Origin of the sequence: Nocardioides luteus (assembly GCF_015752315.1) — a bacterium.
Lineage (GTDB): Bacteria > Actinomycetota > Actinomycetes > Propionibacteriales > Nocardioidaceae > Nocardioides.
On sequence record NZ_JADOVJ010000001.1, the window covers coordinates 3,084,334 to 3,107,560 of the forward strand.

Sequence of the window (23,227 nt, forward strand, 5' to 3'; positions counted from 1 at the left end):
CATGGCCGACTTCACCATGCCCTCGCTGGGAGCCGACATGGACGAGGGCACGCTCCAGGAGTGGCTGGTCAAACCCGGTGACACCGTCCACAAGGGCGACATCGTCGCCGTGGTGGACACCGCCAAGGCCAACATCGAGGTGGAGTCCTTCGTGGAAGGCGTCGTCCAGCAGCTGCTCGTCGAACCGGGGACCACCGTCCCCGTCGGACAGGTCCTCGCGGTCCTCGGGAACGGAGTCGCCACGGCGTCTTCCGCTGAGGAACCTGCCGAGCCGCCGGCCCCGGCCGAAGCACCACCTACCCCGCCGCCCACCTCCCCACCTGTCGCGTCGGAGAGCGCCCCGGAGGAGGCCAGGGTGGCTGCCGAGCGGCCCGGGTCGGTCCGCGTCACGCCGCTCGCACGACGCCTGGCAGCCGAGCTGGGTGTCGACCTGGGAACGGTGACGACGACGGACGACGCGCCGATCCGCGCGAAGGACGTACGCGCCGCCGCAGCCGTCCTGCGCCCGGCTCCGGAGCCGACCTCCGAGGAACCCGGCCCCGCGCAACAGCCGTCGAAGGCGGAGGCGATGCGCACCGTGATCGCCAACCTGATGAGCCGTTCGAAGCGCGAGGTTCCCCACTACTACCTCTCGACGACGGTCGATCTGGCACCGGCGATGGCATGGCTGCATGAGCGCAACCGTGCCCTCGACGTCAGCCACCGGCTGGTGCCGGCGGCACTGATGCTGAAGGCGACAGCGCTCGCCGCGCAGGCGACGCCGGCGCTGAACGGCTTCTGGGTCGACGGCGGCTTCACCCCCGGCGGCGCGGTGCACCTGGGCATCGCGATCTCCCTTCGCGGCGGTGGACTGGTAGCCCCCGCGCTGCACGACGCGGCCGACCTCTCCGTCGAGGAGCTGATGGCGGGGATGCGAGACCTGGTGACGCGCGCCCGCGCAGGGCGCCTGCGTGGCAGCGAGCTCAGCGACTCGACCATCACGGTCACCAACCTCGGCGAGCAGGGCGTGGAGGCGGTGCACGGGGTCATCTACCCGCCGCAGGTGGCGCTGGTGGGCTTCGGCCGCGTCGTCGAACGGCCCTGGGCGGTGGACGGCCTCATCGGCGTACGTCCTGTCACCACTCTCACTCTCGCGGGCGACCACCGCGCCACCGACGGCTTCACCGGCGCCCGCTTCCTCACCGACATCGAGCAACGACTCCAGCACCCGGAGGAGCTATGACCCACGACGCCACCATGTCTCCCGCTGCCGCCCGGGCCGCGATCGCCGCCGTGATCCGGCGGATCGTGCCCGACGCCGACCTCGACGGGCTCGCCGACGACGACCCCATCCGCGCCGAGCTCGAGCTCGACTCGCTGGACTTCCTCTCCTTCGTCGAGCTGCTCAGTGACGCGACGGGCATTCGTATCGACGAGTCCGACTACCCGGACCTCTCGACGATGGCGCGCGCCATCTCGTTCCTGACGGCTCGCGGCACCGTCCACGGAGACGGATAGCCGCGCCCCGGGTGATGGGGGCGGTCCGCGGCCGGAGTCGACCGGCCGGAGTCGACCAGCCCGAACAGCTCCTGGGCCAGGGGCCGTCGCTCGCCGACCTGTCAGAGCCCCATCGTGCCGATCACGGTCTCCAAGGTCTCGGCGACAGGGGCGTCGGTGGACACCGCCAAGGCTCCCCGCCAAGGCGTCTCGGCGCGGCTCATGCTGGCTGCGATCTTCTCGTCGGCATCCGAGATGTCGTCGCGAGCCGCGATCCGGGCGGCCGCCATCTCGGGGGCTACCTCGCAGTGCAGGACGCTGAGGGTGCTGTACGTCGTGCGCGCGGCCTCCTCGACGAGGACCCGGTGTGCCGGGTCCGTCCAGGAGGCGTCGAGCACGACGGACTCTCCGTGGGCGAGCAGTGTCGTCGCCCGCTGGAGCAGCTCGGAGTACGTCTTGGCCGTCCATGCGGGGCTGTAGATGCCCTCTTGCCACCCAGCCGCAGCATGGTGTTCCGGGTCGATGCCGGCGATCTCCTTGCGCAGCTGGTCGCTGCTGAGCACGACCATGCCCAGTCGGGCGGCAAGCCCTCGGGCCAGGGTCGACTTCCCCGTTCCCGGGGATCCTGCGACGGCGACGAGTCTGACCTCTCCACGGCGCAGGTGGTCGCGGGCGAGCTCTGCGAGGCGTACGGCCTCGCCGGCGGAGTCCCGGGCTCGCTGCCAGGAATGAGCCTGCTCGGTGCGCAGCGCCGTCACCTTGGCCCGCATGAACGCCCGGTACGCGATGTAGTGGTCCGCGAGGGACTCGGGGTAGATGTCCGCCCCGAACTCACGGTAGGCGGCCATCAGCTCCGCCGCGAGGTGGGCTCCTCCGAGCCGCTCGAGATCCATCGCCAGGCAGGCGACGTCATCGAGGCCGTCGAGGCGGCGCAGACGGTCGTCGAACTCGAGGCAGTCGAGGATGCGCGGACCGTCGGGCAGGCAGAAGATGTCGTCGGCGAGGAGATCTCCGTGGCCGTCGATGACTCGCCCGGTGTCGACCCGCTCGGCGAACAATGGCTCGCGGCCCTCGATGTAGCGGCTGCTGAGCCGCTCGACCTCGTCGACGAGGCCGTCGTCGAGAAGCCTGCCTCGAAACCGGGCCACCTCGTCCAGATTGTGCCGCCAGCGCGACCTGAGGGCCGACACGCCACCCTCGTCCGCGATCTCGGGTCCTCGCTCGGCACGAGCGTGGAAGGCGGCGACGACCCGCGCGATCCTGCGCACCTCCTCCGCGACGGGCTCCCCCTGGCGCACCAGCGTGGCAAGACGCCGGTCGTCGGGCATACGCCGCATCACGATCCCGGGCTCGGACGAACCGTCGGCCAGCGGCAGCTCGACCAGGCCCACGTACACGTCCGATGCGAGCCGGCGGTTGAGCTCCAGCTCCCGACGACACACCTGGCGCCGCACCTCCTGCTCGCGAAAGTCCAGGAACACCAGGTCGACGGGCTTCTTCAGCTTGTACGCGGTCTGCCCGACGAACACGACGAGCCCCGAGTGGGTCTCACGCACCCCTCCGTATGCCTCACCGTCGATCCCCACCGGCATCGGCTCGGTCTCGGTCACAACGGCACCGAGGTTCTGGTCAGACCGTTCATCTCGAGGACCGCGACGCCGCGTACCCGGTCCTCGGCGAGGTCTGCGAGTGCCCGGTCGGCATAGCCCATGGGGTAGCGGGTCACCTCGGCGTGGAGCCCCAGCCGACCAGCGAGCCGGAAGAGCTCGGCCCCGTCGGCCCGGGTGTTCGAGGTGACGCTGGTGAGCGTCCGCTCACGAAAGAGATCGTGCTGGTAGTCGAGCGGCGGGATGTCGGAGAGGTGGATACCTGCTACCGCACAGGTGCCACCGGCTTCGAGACCGGCGAGCGCCTCACGAACGACCTCACCGGCCGGCGCGAACACGATCGCCGAGTCGAGCGGCGGCACGACACCGCCAGGACCGACCGCGGTGACCGCGCCGAGTTCGAGCGCGAGCCGGCGCGCCTCCTCGCCGCGGGTGACGACATGCACCTCGGCGCCCTGATGGATCGCGATCTGCGCGGTCAGGTGGGCGCTCGCCCCGAACCCGTAGAGGCCCAGCCGGCCTCCCGGTGGGAGCGCCGAACGGCACAAGGCGCGATAGCCGATGATCCCCGCGCACAGCAGCGGCGCCGCCTGGACCGGAGTCAGCGGCTCCGGGATCACGTAGGTGTAGTCGATCGGCGCCACGGCATACTCGGCATAGCCCCCATCGGCGTCCCAACCGGTGTAGCGAGACTGCTCGCAGAGGTTCTCGGCGCCGCTCCGGCACCATCGGCACCGACCGCAGGTGGAGCGCAGCCAGGGCACCCCGACCCGGGCACCGACCTCGGGCGCACCCACCTCGTGGTCGCCGCGAGCCAGCACCCGGCCCACGATCTCGTGTCCCGGCACCACCGGGCTGCGGTGGCGGGGAAGGTCACCGTCGACGACGTGCAGGTCCGTCCGGCAGACTCCGCACGCCTCCACCGCGATGAGGACCTCCCCTGGGGCCGGTTCAGGCACCTTGATCTGGCCGGCCGACAGGCGGCCCTCGCCGGCCGTTCTCCATCCGAGCATGGTCGCCATCAGGTGCCCACGTCCGACCCGCCCGGCCCGATCGGAGGGCGCAGTCGCCTCAGGTCCGGGTCGGGTGCCTGCGCGGCCGGGTGCAGTCGAACCTTCGCGTCGACGACCGAGACACCGCGCTCGTGCACGATCACGGGATTGAGGTCGATCTCGGCGACCTCCGGAAGATCGTCGGCAAGACGGCCGAGACACACGAGGAGGTGCTCGACGGCGGCTGCGTCGGCCGCCGGCGCGCCGCGGTAGCCGGTGAGCAGCGGCGCGGTGCGCAAGTCCGCGATCGCAGCGGCCGCGTCGGCACGGCAGAGCGGCGTCAGGAGGAAGCTGCGGTCCTCGATCAGCTCGGTGTACACACCGCCGTACCCCACCATCACCAGGGGCCCGAAGACCTTGTCCTGGGTGACGCCGGCGATCAGCTCGACGCCGGCGGGGACCTGACGCTGGACGAGCAGGCCCGGACGCTCGGCCGCGATGCCGAGGAGCTCGTGCGCGGCGAGACGCACCTCGTCGGGACTCCTCAGACCGAGTCGTACGCCGCCGACGTCGGTGCGATGCGCGAGCGGGTCGGCGACCTTGACCACCACGGGATACCCCACCCACTCTGCGGCGTCGACCGCCTCCTCCGCACCGTCGGCCAGGACGCTCGGCAGCACCCCGATCCCGTACGCAGCGAGCAGCTGCCGAGCGTCCGGCTCGGGGAGCCGGCACCCCTCGGGGGCCACCCGCAGCGTGCGGGCGACCACCTCACGGGCAGTCGCCCGGCTCCCGGCAGGCGCCTCGGAGACCGGGGTGTGGGGCTCGGCGCGCCACTCGGCGTAGCGGGCGATCGGGCCGAGGGCACGGGCGGCGTCCTCGGGGAACGAGAACACGGGCACACGATGGTCACCGGCGCTGATCGGGCGGCTCGGGCCGTGCGGGTCGAGCATCACCGCGATGGTCGTCACCGGGGGTGCGTCCTCGTCCGAGCCGGCTCGCAACGCGGTGCGCAGCGCGCGGGTGAAGGATGCGTAGGAGAGGCCGGGCAGCGGGGTGCGCAGCGCGATCAGCATGTCGATCTCACCGCTGCGGGCGATCGTCGAGACCACCTCGGAGTAGGCCTCCCAGCCGACGTCGGAGCCGAGGTCGACGGGCATCTGCACGGACGAGGCGTCCGGCACGATCTCCCGGATCGCGGCCATGGTCTCGGCGCTCAGCGTCGTGAGCCGCAGCCCCTCGCTCGCGCAGGCGTCGGCGGCCAGGATCCCCGGGCCACCGGCGTTGCTGACGATCCCGACCCGGCGACCGCCGGGCAGGGGCTGGTTCGCGAGCACACTGGTGGTCTGCAGCAGCTGCTCGAGGCCGTGCACGCCGATCACCCCACACTGCCGGAAGAGCGCGTCCACCGCGTCCGCGGACGTCACCGCCGAAGCGGTGTGGCCGAGAGCTCCCTGCCGGCCCGCATGGCTGCTGCCGCCCACCAGGGCGACGACCGGCTTGTGTGCGCCCAGCCGCCTGGCCAGACGGGAGAACTTGCGCGGGTTGCCGAACGACTCCAGGTAGAGCGCGACCACGTCGGTGGCGTGGTCCTCGGCTGCGTACATGAGGAGGTCGTTGCAGCTGACGTCGGCCTTGTTGCCGGAGGAGATGAACGCCGACAGGCCCACGCCGAGCTCTTCGGCCCGCTGCAGCGCCGCGATCCCCACCGCGCCGGACTGGGTCATCATCGCCACCCGTCCGCGTCCTGCGCTCATGGGCGAGAAGGTGGCGTCCAGCCGGACGTCGGGATCGGTGTTGGCGACACCGAGGCAGTTGGGACCCACCACACGCATCCCCGATCCGCGGGCGATCGCCAGGACCTCGTCCTGCAGACGCTGCCCCTCCGGGCCCGCCTCGGCGAAGCCGCTGGAGAGGATCACCACGTCGCGCACGCCGCCCTGGGCGCACTCGCGTACGACCTTCGGCACCTCGGCGGCGGGCACCGCGAGGACCGCCAGATCCACCGGTGCGACATCGAGTATCGAGGAGTGGCAACGCATCCCCAGCAGGTAGTCGCAGTGCGGGTTGACGGGATGGACGGTGCCGGTGAACCGGGCCCGCAGCAGGTTGCGCACGACCTGGTGGCCGGGGTGGGACTCGCGCCGGCTCGCACCGATCACGGCCACCGAGCGTGGCCGCAGCAGGGTGCCGATCGAGTCGGCGTCCGCGCGTTGTTCACGAGCGGCCATCGCCGCCAGCACGCGCTCGGTGAGCCGCACCGGGAAGCGCACCTCGACGGTCTCCCGGTGCGGGGACGAGGTGAGCTCGAACCCGGCATGGTGAAGCACGTCGAACGCGGCGGCGTTGTCGGCCATCACGTACGTCACCAGATCGGTCACGCCCGCCTCGGACGCCGCGACCGCCAGATGCTCGAGGAGCAGGGTGGCCACGCCGCGATGGACGTACCGGTCGGCGACGACCACCGCCAGCTCGGCCTCCCCATCTCCTGCCGCCCTCGTGCAGCTCGCCAGTCCGGCGATGTGACCGTCGACGACCGCGACCTTCGCGACCGCCTCGCCGTCGGCAAGCCGTGGCAGCAGACCCTCGACGAACCGCGCGGCGTCGAGGTCGCCGACGTGGAAGAACCGCTCGTAGCGATGCCGGTCGGAGAGCTCCTCGTGGAGGTGGACCAGCCGGTCCCGGTCCCCTGGCGCCGCGTCACGTACGCGGGCGATCGTGCCGTCGCGCAGGAGCACGTCCTCGCCCGCCGGCCCGGTGCCCACCTCCGACCGTCCGATCACCCTGCTACCTCCTGCTGTCGATCCCTCTGCTGCCGATCTCTCTGCTGTCGGTCTCTGCACCATGACCACCAGCCAACCGCCGCCGCTCCTCGACCGTGAGAGAAGTGAGTCCGGACGCGTCGGGCCCTTCGTCCCGGACGCTCACCCGGTGAGGATCCGGCGGCGGAGCGCCCACGAGCCGATGCCGAAGAGGGCCGCGGCGAACCCGGCGAGCACGCCCAGCTGCGGGAGGACGTCGAGGACGGTGCCGTCGTGGCGTACCAGCGTCGCGAAGCCGTCGGCGGCCCACGCGTGCGGCGTCAGGTGGGCGATGGTGAGCATCGTGGGCGAGTAGAACTCCAGCGGCATCATGGAGCCGCCCAGGGCGGAGATGCCCAGGCCGGCCAGCAGGCCGACCGCGGTGGACTGCTGGGCGTTCGTGGCGGCTGCTCCGAGCACCATGCCCGCTCCCCCGGCGACGGTCGCGAACAGCAGCATCATCAGCGCCGCGGCGATCGGGGCGCCCCACGAGACACCGAACAGCAGGGCGGCACCGATCATGATGACGAGGCCCTGGACGACCGCGATCGCGATGCGTCCGAGAGCCTCCCCCGCGACGATGGTCGCGACCCGGGTGGGGGTGGCGAACATCCGGCGGGCGACGCCGAGCCGCCTGGTCTCGATCAGCGACGCCGCCGTCGTCATCGACGTGACGAACGTGAACAGCAGCAGCTGGCTGCTCGCGCCGAGGTCGAAGCGGCCCAGATCCTCGGGAAGCGGCGCGGACCCGACCGTGGTGGTCGACACCGCGACGTCGGCGACCCGGCCCGCGAACGCGTCCCCACGGACGAGGTTCGCCCGGAACTCGCCGCCGAGCTCGTGCTGCAAGGTTCTGGCCACTCGGTACCGCCCTGCTTGGTCGTCGACGACGGCCCGGACGATCATGCCGATCTGCTGGGCGCTCCGGTCGGACCGCGAGAGGTACTCGACCGTGGTGTCCCGCCCGCCCTCGACCCGGTCGTCGTACGCCTCCGGGACGACGACCGCTGCTTCGAGGCCGCCCTCCTCGACCGCTTCGACCGCCTCGGCGCGGCTCTCGAAACGACGTACGTCGATGCCCTCGGCGTCCTCGAGGGCGGCCACCAGGTCGCCGGAGAGCGCCCCCGCGGCCGGCTGGGCCACCCCGACGCGGGGCTCGTAGTCGCCGCCGAACGCGATGCCCAGCACGGTGATCATCAGCAGCGGGAAGAGCACGAAGAAGAAGGCGTTGGTGCGGTCCTTCAGGGAGCGACGCAGGTTCGTCCAGGCGATCGTGATCGCGGTCATGGCGCCACCACCTTCCTGATCCGCAGCAGCGCGATCCCCATCGTGACCGCCGCCATGCCCAGCAGTGCCGCGACGGACGGGAGTGCCTGCTCCGCCCCGCCACCGCCGGCGAGGTCGCCCAGACCGCCGAGGAACCAGGCGTGGGGTGTCACCAGGCTGAGGTTCGCGATCAGCTCGCCTCCTTGCTGCACCGGGAAGAACGAGCCGCCGAGAAGGCCGAGGGTGACCGCGACGACGGCCTGCCAGGTGCCCGCCTGCTCGGAGGTTCTCGCCAGCGACGCGATGACGGAGGTGATGCCGGTGCCGGCCAGTACGCCGGCGAGGACCAGGAGTCCCACGCCGAGCGGATCACCCCAGTCGGCGCCGAGCATGAGTGCGCTGGCCACCATCAGGACCGTGAGGCTGACGATGCCGAGGACGACGCTGGTGAGCAGCTTCCCGACGAGGATCGCCCATGGCGGCACCGGTGCCGCCAGCAGGCGGGCCAGGGTGCCCTCGCCGCGCTCGTCGATCAGCGAGGAGACGCCGAACTGCACCGTGAACAGCAGGAAGAAGACCGCCATCGCTGCCGCGAAGTACGTCTTGACGTCGAGCACCCGAGCGGTCGCCGAGGCATCCTCGAGCGCCACGGGAGGGACACCGTGCACCGTCTCCTGCGCGACCCGCTCGATCTCGGCGGGGGTCAGTCCCGGCCGGGACGCGCCGACCGCTGCGACCGCCACGCGTACCGCGTCGAGGCCTCCGACGTAGGACCGAGCCACCGAGCGCGCCACCACGGTCGCCGTCGGCGCGTCGGCGCTGCCCACCACGCGCAGCTCGGCGGGACGGGGGCTCGCGACGTCCGCGGCGAAACCCCGCGGCAGCACGAACGCCGCGTCCAGATCGCCGTCACGGACACCGGCGCGGGCCTCATCCTCGTCGAGCTCGCTCACCGCCGCGACGCCCTGCTCCTGCAAGGCGCCGAGAACCTCCTCGGTGAAGGCCCGGGAGACGGCGCTGCGGTCCTGGTCGACGACGGCGTACTCGAAGGCTCGCGGTGTCGCCGCAGGCCCGAACAGCAGGCTGAAGATGGCCGCGAGCGTGAACGGCACCACGATCGCGAGCAGGAAGGCGGAGCGGTCGCGGGCGCGCTGTCTCAGATCCTTGGCCGCGATCAGCAGGCTGGGATGCATGGTCAGTCCCGCAGCCGCTTGCCGGTGAGACGGAGGAAGACCGTCTCGAGGTCCGGTTCCTCCACCGTGGCCGAGCGCACGGTCGCGTGGCCGGCGGCGACCTGGATCACCCGCGGGAGCGTCGACTCGGCATCCGGCACGAGCACGTCGACCACGTCGCCCGTCCCGGTCACGCCGGTGACGGGCGCGAGCTCACGCAGTGCCGCGACGGCGCGGGCGGGGTCGCCGTCGAGGGTGAGCCGGATGTGCTCGGCATCGCCGAGCTGTGCGGTCAGCTGCCGCGGCGTCCCTTCGGCGATCAGCCGCCCGAGGTCCATGATCGCGACCCGGTCGCAGAGTCGCTCCGCCTCCTCCATGTAGTGGGTCGTGTAGAGCACGCCCATGCCCTCGCTGCTGAGCCGCTCGACGCTGCTCAGGATCGCGTTCCGGCTCTGCGGGTCGACTCCGACCGTGGGCTCGTCGAGCACCAGCAGGCGTGGCCGGTGGATCAGGCCGACCGCGATGTTGAGCCGGCGCTTCATGCCGCCGGAGTACTTCTCGACGCGTTCGCCCGCGCGCTCGGTCAGGCCGACGACGTCGAGGACCTCCGCGACCCGGTCGCGGGCCTGACGTCGGCCTATCCGGTACAGCGACGCGAAGAAGAGCAGGTTCTCCCGACCGGTCAGATCCGGGTAGAGCGCGACGTCCTGGGGCACGTACCCGATGGCCGCCTTGGCCGCGAGCGCACCGGGATGCATCTCGACACCGTCGACCTGCACCGAGCCGGAGTCGGCCTCCAAGACCCCCGAGACCATCGAGATGATGGTCGTCTTCCCGGCCCCGTTGGGCCCGAGGAGGCCGTACGTCTCGCCGCTGCCGATCCGGAACGAGATGCCGTCCACCGCCTTGACCGACCCGAAGGACCGGCGCAGGTCGGTGCACCTGAGCACATCACCCGCCGTCGGCGACGTGGCGTCGGCCGCGCGCAGCGCGGCGGTCTCGACGTTCATGACTACTCTGCGGCCGGCGGAACCACCTGGACGGGGCAGCCGAGCTCTCGCAGCAGGGCATGGCCGGTCCCGCCCAGACGGCGCAACGGGAACGCGTGCCCGCGTCGGCCGATGATCAGCAGGGCCGCCTCCTTCGCCGCCTCCTTGACCACCCGGGCGGGCTGACCCCGGCGGATCTCGATCCACACGTCGACCCCGGCGGCGCCGGGAACCGTGCCGCAGGCCCGGTCCAGGGTCCGCATCAGCCGGTGCCGGGCATCCGCCTCCCAGCCCGCCGCGTCGAGCTGCCCCAGCGTGGTCTCGTAGTAGACGGCCGGCACCTCCCACGCATGGACGAGCACGAGGTCGCTGGCGCGGTCGCGGGCCTCCTGCAGCCCACGGGCGACGAGCTCGGTGGAGGCATCGCAGTCGGCGACGGCGACGAACACGGTGCCCGTGTTCGGGGCGGCCTGAGGCGCGGTCGGAACGACCACGACAGGAACCGGTGCCCGCGATGCGACCCGGCCGGTCACCGAACCGGTCACGACCCGGGCCAGACTGTGGTGGCGTTCGTCTCCCAGGACCACCAGCGTGGAGTCGCCGGCGGCGTGGACGAGCTCGGTCACCACCGCACCGTCGCGGAGCGTCGTCGAGACGCGGTCGGCGCCGATGAGCTCGGCGGCCTCCTTCTCCGCGCGGGCCAGAGCGGTCAGCCCGGCGTCACGTATCTGGTTCGCCAGGCCTGAGTAGCCGTACGGGTAGAAGACGCCCGTGGCGACCGCCAGGTCGACCACGTGGACGAGCCACAGGTCCGCGCCGCTGCGGCGGGCCTCGTCCGCGGCGTAGCCGATCGCCGCTCGACCGCCCTCTCCCCCGTCGATACCGACCAGGATCCGGTCGTGCATGGACATGTTCCCTCCTGGGACTCGGTGCGCGTTGGTGCCTCCAATCTCGCCGGGTCCGATGAATCGCATCAGGGCCATCGGTGCTCCGAGCCGAGGACCTAGGTCCACGGAGGTCGGCAAGGTCGGCGGGGTCGGCGGGGTCGGCCCGGTCGCCCGTGTGCGCGGCGGCGGGACGGACGTCCGCCCGCCGGAGGACCTATGGACCTGCGGCACGACGCCGGTGTCGGCAAGAGTCGGGCGAGGGGCTCGAACGAGATCCCACGAAGGAGGAGACCTTGACCGCTGGACAGGCCGAGGGCGACGTCCTCGACGACGAACGGGACGGTCTCACGTCCACTGCTGCTGCGGACCTGCTGGCCCGGATCGGGCCGAACGAGCTGCCACGGCCGCCGCGACGCCCGTGGTGGCGTCTCCTGGTCGCGCAGCTCACCCACTTCTTCGCCGTGCTGCTGTGGGGCGCCGCCGGCCTCGCGCTGCTCGCCGGTATGCCGACCCTGGCGCTGGCCATCGCGGTCATCGTCCTGCTCAACGGCGTCTTCGCGTACGCCCAGGAGCACCGCGCCGACCAGGCCGCGCAGAAGCTCGGCTCCCTGATGCCGGCCAACACCCGGGTCGTCCGCGACGGCCGCACGGAGGAGGTTCCGGCGACCGAGGTGGTGCCGGGCGACGTCGTCCTGCTCGAGGCCGGCGACAGGGTGCCCGCCGACGGCACGCTGCTGCGCAGCGAGGAGGTCACGGTCGACGAGTCGATGCTGACCGGCGAGAGCGTGCCGGTGCACAAGCCGGCGGGAACGGTCGTCCGCGCCGCCACGTTCCTGGTCCAGGGCAGCGGGCGGGTCCTGGTCACGGCCACGGGCGCGCGGACGGAGGTCGCCTCGGTCGCCGGCCTCATCTCCGGCGCCCATCGGCCGCCGAGCCCGCTGGACCGGGAGCTCGACCGGCTGGTCAGGATCATCGCCGCCGTCGCGCTGACCGTGGGGATCGTCCTCGGCGTGGTCTCGTTGCTGCTCGGCGGCACCGTCACCGGCGCCCTGCTGTTCGCCGTCGGCGTCAGCGTCGCCCTCGTTCCCGAGGGGCTGCTGCCCACGGTGACCCTGTCCCTGGCCCGCGGCGCGCAGCGGATGGCGGAGAGCAAGGCCCTGGTCCGGCATCTGGAGGCGGTCGAGACGCTGGGGTCCACCACGTTCATCTGCACCGACAAGACCGGCACGCTCACCCGCAACGAGATGACCGTGGTGGAGGTCTGGACCCCGGAGGGGTGTGCCGTCCCCGGCGGGGAGGGCTACGACCCCGAGGGCACCGTCTCCGGCGAGCCGGCCGCCGTACGCGTGGCCGCCGAGGCCGCCGGCGCGGCACGTGCCTGCGTCACCGGGCGGGCCGTCCTCGCGGACGAGGTCTGGCGGCCCGCGGGCGACCCGATGGAGGTCGCCATCGACGTCGCGGCCGCCCGACTGGGGAGCGACGCCCCGGATCCGGCGATCCGGGTCCCGTTCGTCACCGAGCGACGGTTCAGCGCCGCCGTGATCGAGGAGCGGAGCTACTTCCTCGGGGCTCCGGAGCGGATCCTGCCCGGATGCGGGGAGGCCGCCGCGGCCGCCACGACGGTCCTCGACGCGTACGCCGACGAGGGCCGGCGCGTGGTCGCCGTGGCCCGGTCCCGCTCCCCGCGGCCGCCCGCCACCGCCGACGAGCTCGCCGGACTCCTCGACCAGCCCCTGGAGCTGCTGGCGCTGCTGGCCATCGAGGACCCTCCGCGTGACGGCGTACGCGAGGCCCTGGAGTCGTGCCGCACCGCAGGCATCCGGGTGGCCATGATGACCGGCGACAACGCCCGGACCGCGGCCGCGATCGCCACCGAGGTGGACCTCCTGCGACCCGGCGGTGTCGTCGTCGAGGGCGACCGGCTGCCGTCCGACGACAAGGCGCTGGCGGACCTGCTCGACGACCCCCGCGGCGCGGTCGTCGCCCGGGTCACCCCGGCCGACAAGCTCCGGATCGCGAACGCGCTGCGGCTGCACGGCCATGTGGTCGCGATGACCGGCGACGGGGTCAACGACGCCGCCGCGCTGCGTGGCGCGGACGTCGGGGTGGCGATGGGGCTCGGTGGCAGCGACGTGGCTCGCGACGCCGCCGACCTGGTGCTGCTCGACGACCACTTCGCGACCATCGTCAAGGCGATCGAGCTGGGCCGGGCGACGTACGCGAACATCCGCCGGTTCCTGACCTTCCACCTGACCGACAACGTGGCCGAGCTGGCGCCGTTCGCGGTCTGGGCGCTGTCGGGCGGCTCGATCCCGGCCGCGCTCGGGGTGCTCCAGATCCTCGCCCTGGACATCGGCACCGACATGCTTCCCGCTCTCGCGCTCGGTGCCGAGCCGCCGAGCAGGCGCACGATGGACGGTCCTCGGCGCCGGGAGCGGGTGGCCAGCGGCTCGGTGCTGCGCCGGGCGTTCCTGGTGCTCGGGCCCATCGAGGCCGCTGTCGCCGTCGCCGCCTTCCTCTGGGTGCTGACCGGCGGGGGCTGGTCGCTCGGGGAGACTCCGGACGCCACCGTGCTCGCGCGCGCCTCGGGGACGGCGTTCGCGGTGATCGCGGTCGCCCAGGTCGCCAACGCGTTCGCCTGCCGGAGCGAGTCGCGGCCGGCGTGGCGCATCGATCCGCGCCGCAACCCGCTGGTCTCGACCGCCGTCGCGGTCGAGCTGGTGCTGCTCGCCGCCTTCCTCGGCCTGCCCTGGCTGGCCGAGATGCTCGGCGGCAGCTGGCCGTCGGCGCAGGGCTGGTTGTGGGCGCTCGGCGGCGGGCTCCTCCTGCTGCTCGGCGACTGGCTCCACAAGGCGTGGCGTCACGCCCGCCGCCGGGCGACCAGGAGCTGAGGAACCGCTCCGACGTGCTTCGGTCAGCCCTCGTGGCGACGCCGGGCCAACCGTCCGGCCACCCGGCCGGCCGCGACCACGAGGCCGGGCAGGCAGGCCAGCGCGAGAAGCGTCAGCTGGGCCCGTGGCTCGAGGACCTCCGTCCCCAGCAGAGCCCGGAGCGGACCGAACCACACCGCCGACAGCTGAAGCAGCAGCGCGATCAGCACCGCGACCTCGATGCCCCGTCCCGCCAGGGTCCAGCCCTTCCGAGGCGCCCGCAGCGCGATGGCCAGGCCGAGCTGGGCCGCCCCGAGCGTGAGGAACACGGCGGACTGAACATGCCATCCCAGGCGCTGGGCCAGCAGGCCCGCGACGAGGCTGACCACGGCGATGAGGAGCCCGGACGTGACGATCTGGCGGGCCAGGCCGCCGCCGAGCACCGAGCGTTGCGGGGACGGCGAGGGACGCCTCATGTCCTGGCGGTCGAGCGGTTCGCCGCCGAACGCGACACCGGGTACGCCGTGGGTGAGCATGTTGATCCACAGGATCTGTCCGGCGCCCAACGGGAACGCCAGGCCGAGGAACGGGCCGAGCAGGATCACCAGCACCTCGGCCAGCCCGCCGGCGAGGCCGTAGCGCAGGAACGTACGGATGTTGGCGTACACGCGCCTGCCCTCGCCCACCGCGACGACCAGGGTGCGGAGGTTGTCGTCGGCCAGCACCACGTCCGCGGCCTGCCGCGCCACCTCGGTGCCGCGCTTGCCCATCGCCACCCCGATGTCGGCGCGGCGGAGGGCGGGGCCGTCGTTGACGCCGTCACCGGTCATCGCGACCACGTGGCCGCGGGCCTTCAGCGCGTCGAGGATGTCGACCTTCTGCTCCGGCCGGGTCCGGGCGTAGACATGGACCCGATCGACCGCCTCGCGGTGCTCACCACGATCCACGGCCGCACCGTCCATCACGTCGTCGTGCGTCACCTCGCCCACGGCGAGGATGCCGACGTCGCGGGCGACGGCACCGGCCGTCGCGGGATGGTCGCCGGTGATGAGGACGGTCCGGATCCCCGCATCACGGCAGTCGGCCACCACCGCAGCGGCATCCGTACGGGGCGGGTCGGTGATGCCGACGAGCCCGACGAGCAGGAGAGACTCCGGCGGCTCGCTCGGCGGTCGCCACGACCGGTGTGCCACCGCCAGCACCCGGAATCCCGCTCCGGCCAGATCCTCGGCGACCGCGGCTCCGCGGCTCCGCTCCAGGCCCTCCGGGAGCATGCTCAGCACCACCTCGGGAGCGCCCTTGACGACCTCCAGCACCGTGCCGTCCGCGGCCCGGTCCACGGTGACCATGTGGCGGGTCTCGCTCTCGAACGGCACCTCGTCGACCCGGGTCCACCTGCGACGCAGCTCCGCGGTCTCGACCTGCCGGTCGGCGGCGGCCAGCAGCAGGGCGGCCTCCATCGGCTCGCCGATCAGGGTCCGGTCCGTCGCCGGCCCGGTCAGCCGGGCGTCGTTGCACAGCACCACGTCCCTGAGCAGCGCCGCCTCGTCGACGGCCTCCGGCGTCCAGATCCGCTGCACGCTCATCCGGCCCTCGGTGAGGGTGCCGGTCTTGTCCGAGGCGAGCACCGTCACGGAGCCGAGCGTCTCGACCGCCGGGAGCCAGCGCACGATCGCGGACTGCTTCGCCATCCGGTGGGCGCCCAGCGCCAGCGCGACGGAGACGACCGCGGGCAACGACTCGGGGATGGCGGCGACCGCCAGGCTGACCGCGAGGATCAGCGCCTCACCGAACGAGACGCCGCGGAGCACGGAGAGCACCAGGACGAGGAGCGCGATGGCGGCGGTGGCCACGACCAGCTGGCGGGAGAGCCGCCGGAGCCTGGCCTGGAGGGGTGTCGGCTCGGTCCTGGTGGTCGCGATGAGCGCCGCGATCCGGCCGAGGCCGCTCTCGGAGCCGATCCTCTCGACCACGCCCCAGCCGCGCCCCTTGGTGACGACGGTCCCGGAGAGGAGCTCCTCCCCGGTCACGCGCCTGACCGGCACGGACTCCCCGGTCATCGACGACTCGTCGACCCCGAGGCCCACCGCCTCCTCGGCCACCAGGTCGGCCGGCACGACGTCACCCGCCTCGAGACGTACGACATCGCCCTTGACCAGCTCGGCCGCCTCGATGTCGCTCACCCGGCCGTCCCTGAGCACGCGGGCGCGCGGGGCGGCCATCCGGCCCAGGGCCGCCATGGCCTGCTCGGCCCGCCGTTCCTGCACCACCCCGATGGCGGTGTTGACCAGCACCACGACCGCGATGATGCTCGCGTCCGGCACGTCCCCGAGGCCGAGGACCACCACGAACGCAGCACCGAGCAGCAGGATCATCGGGTCCCGCAGCTGCGTCAGCACCCGGGCGGCCAGCGTGGTCGGCGGCGGAGCCGGCACCGCGTTGGGCCCGTCCTGCTCCAGCCGGAGCGCCGCCTCTGCCGTCGTGAGCCCACCGGATTCCAGGTCAGTACGTGACGGCACCGGCCTAGCTCCGCACCTGGGTGCCCGACGTGCCGGCGAGCACGCCGTTGATCTCGTCGAGGGAGCCGATCGCCGAGCGGCGGCCGGTCGACCGGGTGAAGGCGCAGACGGCGGCCACCTTCGGCCCCATCGACCCTGCCGGGAACCGCATCGCGGACAGCTCGGCGACGCTCACCTCGCGCAGCACCTTCTCGGCGGGACCGCCGAAGTCCCGGATCACGCCTTCGACGTCGGTCAGGACGAGCAGCAGGTCGGCCCCGAGCGCCTCCGCCGCCAGGGCGGCCGCGTGGTCCTTGTCGACGACCGCGTCGATGCTCTGGTAGCGGCGGTGGTCGCGGTCCGCGACCGGGACTCCACCGCCACCTGCGAGCACGACCGTGACGCCGGCGTCGAGGAGGCGCTCGGCGACGGGCAGCTCGACGATGTCCCGGGGAGCCGGGGAGGCCACGACCCGTCGCCAGCCACCGCCGTCGGGCCGCACGGTCCAGCCGTACCGGTCCGCGAGGCTTCGGGCCGTCGGCTCGTCGTAGACCTGGCCGATGAACTTGGTCGGCTCCTGGAACGCCGGGTCCTCGGGATCGACCACCGTCTGGCTGACCAGCGTCACCACGCTGCCGATCCCCTCGTCCAGGAGCGCCTGCTGGAGCCAGAGCCCGATGAGCCCCTGGGACTCGGCGACCAGGTCGGCGAGCGGATAGGGCTCGGACAGGGTGGGGTCGGCACCGCTCTCCAGAGCGAGCAGGCCGACCTGGGGCCCGTTGCCGTGGACCACCACGACCTGGTGCTCCCGGGCCAGACCCGCGAGCCCGGCCGCGGCCGCGGCCACGTGCCGGCGCTGGGGCGCGGCGTCCGGCCGCTCCCCGCGCCGCAGCAGGGCGTTGCCGCCGATGGCGACGACGATCCTCATCTGGTTCTCCTCCTCGGCCGGGCTCAGCCGGCCAGTGTCGCGACGAGCACGGCCTTGATGGTGTGCAGACGGTTCTCCGCCTGGTCGAAGACGATCGAGCGCTCCGACTCGAACACCTCCGGGGTGACTTCGAACGAGGTACGCCCGGTCCGGCTCGCCAGCTGGCGGCCGAGCTCGGTGTCGGTCCCGTGCAGTGCCGGCAGGCAGTGCATGAACCTGACCTCCGGGTTGCCGGTGAGCTCGAGCAGCGCGTCGTCGACGGCGTACGGTGCCAGCAGTGCGATCCGCCGGTCCCAGAGCTCGGGCGGCTCGCCCATCGACACCCACACGTCGGTGTGGACGAAGTCGGCGCCGGCGAGGCCACGGCGGAGGTCGCTGGTGATCTCCAGGCGCGCCCCGGTGACCGCTGCGATGCGCTCCGCGTGCTGCACCGCGTCGGCGCCCGGCGCCAGCTCCGCCGGCGAGACCATCCGGACGTCCATGCCCATCATGGCGCCGGCCACGAGGAGCGAGCGGGCGACGTTGTTGCGGGCGTCACCGACGTACGCGACCGTGATCTGCTCCGCGGGCTTGGCCGAGTGCTCGAGCATGGTGAGCACGTCGCAGAGCGCCTGGGTCGGATGCCAGGCGTCGGTCAGGCCGTTCCACACCGGCACGTCGGCGTACACCGCGAGCGTCTCCACCACCGCCTGGTCGGAGCCGCGGTACTCGATGCCGTCGTAGAACCGGCTGAGCACCCGGGCGGTGTCCGCGACCGACTCCTTGTGGCCGAGGTGCGAGCTCCCCGGGTCGAGGTACGTCACGTGCGCACCCTCGTCGTGGGCAGCCACCTCGAACGCGCACCTGGTGCGCGTCGAGGACTTCTCGAAGAGCAGGGCGATCGAGCGTCCGGCGAGACGCGGAGCCCTGCCGGGCAGTCGGCGCGCCATCTTGAGCTCCGCGGCCAGCGCGACCAGCGAGCGCCATTCCTCGACGGTCAGGTCGACCTCCTTGAGGAAGTCGCGGCCGGCCAGCGACCTGGCCGTCGTGTCGGGGACGAGCAGCGTCATGACGGCACCGCCTCTCGCTCGATGGGGCAGGTCATGCAACGGGGCCCGCCGCGGCCGCGGCCGAGCTCCTCCCCGACAATCGGCACCACCTCGATGCCCTGGTCGGCCAGATAGGCGTTGGTCGTGGTGTTCCGCTCGTAACCGACGACCACGCCGGGTGCGACGGCGAGGAAGTTGTTCCCGTCGTCCCACTGCTCGCGCTCGGCGCCCAGTCGGTCGATCGGCGCCCGCAGCACCCGGACCCGCTCGACGCCGAGGACGTCGGCGACGGTCGGGAACAGCGCGTCGTTCTCCTCGAGCTTGAACTCCCCGCCCGTCCCCACGCGGTGGAGCGAGTAGGAGCGCAGCTGGTCGGGAAGGTAGGGATAGACCGAGAAGGCGTCGGCGTCGACCATCGTCATCGCGGTGTCGAGGTGCATGAACGCCCGCTCCCGAGGCAGCTCCACCACGATCACGGTGTCCACCGTGCCGCGCCGGAACAGCGCGCGAGCCAGGTTCTCCACCCCCTGCGGCGTCGACCGCTCCCCCATGCCGACCATCACGGCCCGGTTGCCGATGACGGTGACGTCGCCACCCTCCAGCGTCGCGCCGCCGTGGTCGAGGGCGTCGTGGCCGTAGAGGTACGGCACACCCCGGAACATCGGATGGAAGTCGTAGACGACCTTCGAGTTGATCGTCTCGCGCCGTCTGGCCGGCTTCGCCATCGGGTTGAGCGAGACGGCGTCGTACGCCCAGGCCACGTTGTCGCGCTGGAAGAGGTGGTTGGGCAGCGGCGCCAGCAGGAAGTCGTCGTCCCGGAGGTACTCCAGCAGCAGGCTGCTGGCGTGCACCCGGTCCGCGACGTCGGACTTGAGCACCCCGCCGATCAGGTACGTCGCCAGCTCCCCCGCCGGGGTGGTGGCCACCAGGTCGTCGAGAGGCCGGTCGAGCGCGGGTCCGAACCGGTGCGCGGTGGAGAGCTCCTCCTGGAGGAGCTCACGCGCACCCGGCTGGTCCAGCGCCTCGGTCAGCAGGTCGGCGAAGTGGTGGACCACGACCCCGTGCGCCTCGAGCGCGGCCACGAACCCGTCGTGCTCGGCACGGGCGCGCTCGGCCCACAGGACGTCGTCGAAGAGGAGCCGCTCGATGTTGCTCGGCGTCAGCCGGCTCAGCTCGAGGCCGGGGCGGTGCACGACGGCCTGGCGCAGGCGCCCGACCTCGGAGTCGACGTGGAGCGTCACGAGTCGCTCCCGTCCGCCGGCGCCGAGTCGCTGCCCGAGGAGGCCGCCTGGAGCCGGCGACGCTGGCTCAGGTAGACCGGCACCCCCAGGATCGCGGCGGCACCGGTCATCAGGAACGGGCCCCACACGACGTACCAGCTGTTGTCGGTGTTGCGGGAGTAGTAGACGAACGCGATCGACATGGCCAGCGCGACGACGGCGACCGCGAGGTCGAGGACCAGGCGTGGGGTCGGGCCGCGGCGGTGGTCCTGCCAACGCCACTTGAGCTGGGCCAGTGCGGAGAAGGCGTACGGGATGGCCGCGGTGATACCGGTCATCAGCACCAGGGTCGTGAAGACCGTCGCCCCGTCGGCACCGAGATAGCTCACGACGACCGCGACCGAGGCCAGGGCGGCGGACGCGATGATCCCGACGGCCGGCACACCACGGCGGGAGACCCGGCCGAAGACCTTCGGGAACAGGCCCTCCTTGGCGGCGGCGAGCGGCATCTCGGCGCAGATCATGGTCCATCCGTTGAGGGCGCCGATCCCGGAGATGATCACGGCGACGGCGACGATGTTGCCCGCCACGGTGCCACCGAAGACCTCGTTCGCGGCCGCCGAGTAGGAAGCCTGGTTGGCGTCCTGGGCCAGCTGGGAGGCCGGGAGGATGCCGAAGACGGCGACCAGGGAGAGCAGGTAGACCACCGCACTGCCGACGGTCCCCAGAACCGTCGCGCGCGGGACGTTGCGGCCGGGATCGCGCACCTGGGCGGCGGCGACGGACGCGGTCTCGAGCCCGAGGTAGCTGAACAGGCAGATCGCCATCGCCCCACCGATCGCCGAGATGCTCGTCTCGCCGCTCGTGTTCCACGGGGTGAAGTTGCCGCCCTCGACGAAGAAGAGCCCGGCGGTCGCCATCAGCGCCAGCGGGACGAACTTCAGCACCGTCGTCCACAGCTGGAAGACCCCCATCGACCGTACGCCGGTGAGGTTGATCGCCGCGGGGATCCACAGGCCCGCCAGGGCGATCACGATCGACCACCCGGTGGCGCCACCCTTGTTGAGGAACGTCTCGACGTAGAAGACCCAGCCGACGGCGATGGCGGCGTTGCCCGCCCATGCGGTGATCCAGTAGAGCCAGGCCTGGCTGAATCCCCAGCCGTCGCCGAAGGCGGCGCGCGCGTAGGCGTAGGGCCCGCCCCCGGCAGGCATCCTGCGGGAGAGGGAGGAGAACACCAGCGCGAGGGCGACGGCGCCGACCGTCGCGACGGCCATCGCGACCAGGCTGATCGGGCCGTAGGACGCCACGGCGTACGGGAGGCTGAAGACGCCGACCCCGATGATCGAGCCCATCACCAGAGCAGTCGCATGCGGGAGCCGGAGCTGGCCGGCGGGGGTCTCCCCACCGGGGACCGGTCGGTCGGAGGGCACGGGCGGTGGCGTCGCCTTGCCGACGACGCCACCACGTGTCTCGCGGTGGAACGGGGTTCTGTCGAGAAGGGACATGGTCCTCTCCTTCGTCATGGGATCACGGACCGCTCCAGCACATCGCCGACCGCGATCCGGGCAGCAGTGCCGCCAGGTCCTGACCGTGACGACGTTCGTCCGTGGACAGGATGACGAAGGTCCCGCGGCAGGCCGAAGGTCTCACCGACCCAGGACCTTCCACTCATGCCCGGCTCCCGGAGCCGGACGAGGCTCGTCCCCATCAGTACCGAGCACCTAGGTGGGAACGACCATGCTTGTCCGAGAGATCATGACCTCTTCACCCGTCACCGCACGGAGAGAGACCCCGGTCAAGGAGGCGCTCGGACTGCTCCATGACCACCACATCACCGCCCTGCCGGTGGTGAGCTCGGCCGGCCGGCTCTGCGGCGTGGTCGCCGAGATCGACCTGATCCGCAACCGGGTCCTCCCGGACCCGCGCGCCCACCTGCGCCCGGCGCCTCCCGTGACCGACCGGCCACCGGCGTACGTGGAGGACGTGATGAGCCCGGTCGCGGTCGCCGTGCGCGACAGCGCGGAGGTGTCCGTCGCGGTCGACATCATGGCCGAACGGGGGCTGAAGAGCCTGCCCGTCCTCGACGCCGACGACCTTCTGGTCGGTGTCATCAGCCGGAGCGACGTGGCCGGCGCCCTCGCCCGCGACGACGACATCCTGGACAAGGAGCTCACGACGCTCCTGGCCAACCTCGGTCATCGCGACTGGCGCGTCGTGGTCGCCGACGGGAGCGTGACGATCACCGGTCCGGCGACGCTGAAGGATCGCGCCCTGGCCGAGAGCGCCGCGGCAACGGTCGCCGGCGTCAACCGGGTGCGGGTCACCCAGCCAGAACCTTCCACCCATCGAGGAGTGACATCATCATGAAGCGCATCCTGATTCCTGCCGTGGCGGCCGTGGCGGCCGTCGCTCTCGCCCCGTCGTCCGCCGCGGCGGGCGACGGACGAGACTTCGGACGCCACGTCGTCCACTGCGCCCAGAGCGTCGGCTTCGACGGAGCCCACAACCCCGGCATGCACCAGGGTTTCAGCGGCTTCGCCACCGATCACATGTGCGTGATGGCATGAGTACGCCGTCCGCCTCCAGCGCGCCGATCATCGTCGGGATCCAGGACCCGGACACGGAGGGTGCCCTGCTCGACTACGCGGGGCGCCTGGCCGCGAGCAGCGGCCACCCGCTGCGACTGGTCCATGTCTTCCAGGCCAACGTCCTCCTCGGCGACCCGATCCTCGGTCTGCCGGGAGCGATGCAGCCGCGGTCGATGATCATCGACGACTCCGCTGTCGGCCGGCTCGCCGAGCAGCGGCTCTACGAGGCCAAGGCACGTGCCCGGGAGGTCGTCGACGGCGCGGTCGAGGTCACCGGGGAACTGCTGCGCGGCCATGCCGCCCACGTCCTGATCAAGGAGTCCGAGCAGGCGCACCGCGTCGTGATCCAGCGTCGCCGGCTCTCCCGCGTACGCCGGGTGTTCACCGGCTCCGTCTCCTCCCGGGTCGCCGGGCATGCGCACTGCCCCGTCACCGTCGTCCCCGAGGACTGGTCGGCCGCGGGACGCACGGGCGTCGTCGTCGGTGTCGGCGGCGACAAGACCGACGACCAGGTGCTCGGACACGCCCTGGAGGAGGCGAGCCGTCTGAACGAGCCGGTCACCGTCCTCCACGGCCTCGACCTGATGGCGCTTGAAGGTGAGCTGGCCGATCACGCCACGACCCACGACTGGACGATCCGCGGCGAAGGCTACGTGGACGAGCTCATCCAACGTGCCCGAGAACAGGCCCCCGAGGCCGCCCGGCCGCCGCTGGTGGGCCGGGTCCTCGCGGAGGCTCCCGCGGACGCGCTGGTCGAGGCAGCCGACACCGCCGCCCTCGTCGTGGTCGGACGCGCAGCGCACCTGAACGCCTTCCCGCACCTGGGCGGCGTCACCCGGGCGCTGCTGCGCGAGGCGGCCTGCCCGGTGGAGGTCCTGCCGCTGCCCGCCTGAGCCCGACGC

The 23,227-nt window shown here is 72.4% G+C and carries 18 protein-coding genes; 6 read left to right on the forward strand and 12 right to left on the reverse strand.

Annotated features, from left to right (window positions below):
- Position 1 precedes the first annotated feature (1 nt).
- Together HD557_RS14855 and HD557_RS14860 are read left to right on the forward strand one after the other, a co-directional pair.
- Positions 2-1,222: a dihydrolipoamide acetyltransferase family protein gene (locus HD557_RS14855; RefSeq protein ID WP_196874437.1), complete on the forward strand. Its 1,221-nt coding sequence runs from the start codon at positions 2-4 to the stop codon at positions 1,220-1,222.
- The gene (locus HD557_RS14860; protein WP_196874438.1) at positions 1,219-1,497 is read left to right on the forward strand and encodes an acyl carrier protein; all 279 of its coding nucleotides are present in this window, start codon (positions 1,219-1,221) and stop codon (positions 1,495-1,497) included. The genes HD557_RS14855 and HD557_RS14860 overlap by 4 nt, the downstream gene beginning before the upstream one ends.
- Positions 1,498-1,598: 101 nt before the next feature.
- Here HD557_RS14860 and HD557_RS29025 read toward each other — a convergent pair whose 3' ends face one another.
- From HD557_RS29025 to HD557_RS14895, 7 genes are all read right to left on the reverse strand, one after another.
- Entirely contained in the window at positions 1,599-3,086 is a 1,488-nt protein-coding gene (locus tag HD557_RS29025) for a bifunctional aminoglycoside phosphotransferase/ATP-binding protein (RefSeq protein WP_196874439.1), read from the reverse strand.
- The gene (locus HD557_RS14870; RefSeq protein ID WP_231380297.1) at positions 3,083-4,105 is read right to left on the reverse strand and encodes a zinc-dependent alcohol dehydrogenase family protein; all 1,023 of its coding nucleotides are present in this window, start codon (positions 4,103-4,105) and stop codon (positions 3,083-3,085) included. Before HD557_RS14870 ends, HD557_RS29025 begins: the two co-directional genes overlap by 4 nt.
- Entirely contained in the window at positions 4,105-6,858 is a 2,754-nt protein-coding gene (locus tag HD557_RS14875; RefSeq protein WP_196874440.1) for a bifunctional acetate--CoA ligase family protein/GNAT family N-acetyltransferase, read from the reverse strand. Before HD557_RS14875 ends, HD557_RS14870 begins: the two co-directional genes overlap by 1 nt.
- Positions 6,859-6,999: 141 nt before the next feature.
- Positions 7,000-8,163, reverse strand: a complete 1,164-nt coding sequence (locus HD557_RS14880; protein WP_196874441.1) for an ABC transporter permease — start codon at positions 8,161-8,163, stop codon at positions 7,000-7,002.
- A complete protein-coding gene (locus HD557_RS14885; RefSeq protein ID WP_196874442.1) occupies positions 8,160-9,335 on the reverse strand; it encodes an ABC transporter permease in 1,176 nt (391 codons plus the stop codon). Before HD557_RS14885 ends, HD557_RS14880 begins: the two co-directional genes overlap by 4 nt.
- A gap of 2 nt (positions 9,336-9,337) precedes the next feature.
- Entirely contained in the window at positions 9,338-10,324 is a 987-nt protein-coding gene (locus HD557_RS14890; RefSeq protein WP_196874443.1) for an ABC transporter ATP-binding protein, read from the reverse strand.
- Positions 10,325-10,326: 2 nt separating this feature from the next.
- Positions 10,327-11,214, reverse strand: a complete 888-nt coding sequence (locus HD557_RS14895; RefSeq protein WP_196874444.1) for a universal stress protein — start codon at positions 11,212-11,214, stop codon at positions 10,327-10,329.
- A gap of 269 nt (positions 11,215-11,483) precedes the next feature.
- On the opposite strand from HD557_RS14895, the gene HD557_RS14900 reads away from it, so the two are divergent.
- Positions 11,484-14,081: a cation-translocating P-type ATPase gene (locus HD557_RS14900; RefSeq protein WP_196874445.1), complete on the forward strand. Its 2,598-nt coding sequence runs from the start codon at positions 11,484-11,486 to the stop codon at positions 14,079-14,081.
- Between the two features lie 23 nt (positions 14,082-14,104).
- On the opposite strand, the gene HD557_RS14905 is transcribed toward HD557_RS14900, so the two are convergent.
- From HD557_RS14905 to HD557_RS14925, 5 genes are read right to left on the reverse strand one after another with little or no spacing between them, the layout of a single operon-like run.
- Positions 14,105-16,579 carry a cation-translocating P-type ATPase gene (locus HD557_RS14905; RefSeq protein ID WP_196874446.1) on the reverse strand — a complete coding sequence of 825 codons (2,475 nt, stop codon included), beginning with the start codon at positions 16,577-16,579 and terminating at the stop codon, positions 14,105-14,107.
- A gap of 4 nt (positions 16,580-16,583) precedes the next feature.
- Positions 16,584-17,486: a carbamate kinase gene (locus tag HD557_RS14910; protein ID WP_196874447.1), complete on the reverse strand. Its 903-nt coding sequence runs from the start codon at positions 17,484-17,486 to the stop codon at positions 16,584-16,586.
- Positions 17,487-17,509: 23 nt separating this feature from the next.
- Positions 17,510-18,535, reverse strand: coding sequence for an ornithine carbamoyltransferase (gene argF / locus HD557_RS14915; RefSeq protein WP_196874448.1), 1,026 nt, complete (start codon positions 18,533-18,535; stop codon positions 17,510-17,512).
- Entirely contained in the window at positions 18,532-19,755 is a 1,224-nt protein-coding gene (locus HD557_RS14920; RefSeq protein WP_196874449.1) for an arginine deiminase, read from the reverse strand. The genes argF and HD557_RS14920 overlap by 4 nt, the downstream gene beginning before the upstream one ends.
- Positions 19,752-21,242: an amino acid permease gene (locus HD557_RS14925; RefSeq protein WP_196874450.1), complete on the reverse strand. Its 1,491-nt coding sequence runs from the start codon at positions 21,240-21,242 to the stop codon at positions 19,752-19,754. The genes HD557_RS14920 and HD557_RS14925 overlap by 4 nt, the downstream gene beginning before the upstream one ends.
- Before the next feature lie 250 nt (positions 21,243-21,492).
- Between HD557_RS14925 and HD557_RS14930 the strand changes: the two genes are divergently transcribed.
- The 3 genes from HD557_RS14930 to HD557_RS14940 are packed head-to-tail and all read left to right on the forward strand — an operon-like array spanning position 21,493 to position 23,218.
- Positions 21,493-22,104, forward strand: a complete 612-nt coding sequence (locus HD557_RS14930; RefSeq protein ID WP_196874451.1) for a CBS domain-containing protein — start codon at positions 21,493-21,495, stop codon at positions 22,102-22,104.
- Complete coding sequence (locus tag HD557_RS14935; RefSeq protein WP_196874452.1) at positions 22,101-22,304, forward strand: hypothetical protein; 204 nt, start codon at positions 22,101-22,103, stop codon at positions 22,302-22,304. Before HD557_RS14930 ends, HD557_RS14935 begins: the two co-directional genes overlap by 4 nt.
- Positions 22,301-23,218, forward strand: coding sequence for a universal stress protein (locus HD557_RS14940; RefSeq protein ID WP_196874453.1), 918 nt, complete (start codon positions 22,301-22,303; stop codon positions 23,216-23,218). The genes HD557_RS14935 and HD557_RS14940 overlap by 4 nt, the downstream gene beginning before the upstream one ends.
- Positions 23,219-23,227 lie beyond the last annotated feature (9 nt).